Here is a 440-nt window from a genome sequence, read left to right as displayed (position 1 = left end):
CCGCGGGGATCGGCGACGGAGTACGTGCCCTGGCCGGGCGACTTGACGCCGATGATGGCGCCGGAGGTGTCGGTCCAGCGGCGGACGCCGTACTGCTGGTATTGCATAGCGTTTGCCGGTGCGCGCGGGTCCGCTACCGAGAACGCCCCGTTCGTGGGGCCGCTGCGGCCGGCGATGGTGCCCATGCTGTCGTTCCAACCGTGAACGCCCATGTAGCCTGCCTGATATTTCGGGACGATGATCAGATCGCGCAGGTAGCCGTCCTCAACGGCCAGGTCGTTCAAACTGCGCCAGTCGCTGCCGGCTCGCACCAGGGCGAGGCGCACCCAGGTCTTCCACTGCAGGGACGGCACGCGGTGCATCGGGCCTGCGGCCTCAATGTCGCCGGGAAGCGGCATGCGGCCGAGGATGTCGCCGACGGCGCGGAGCGACTTCTTCTC

The 440-nt window shown here is 68.6% G+C and carries 1 pseudogene; it reads right to left on the bottom strand.

From position 1 onward, the window contains the following. A pseudogene (locus ACTJJX_RS35125) lies at positions 1 to 440 on the bottom strand (DNA cytosine methyltransferase); the annotation flags it as partial.

This window comes from Pseudomonas sp. 22490 (assembly GCF_052044465.1).
GTDB lineage: Bacteria > Pseudomonadota > Gammaproteobacteria > Pseudomonadales > Pseudomonadaceae > Pseudomonas > Pseudomonas aeruginosa.
Note: the sequence above shows the minus strand (reverse complement) of the source record. Positions and strands in the feature narration are given on the sequence as shown.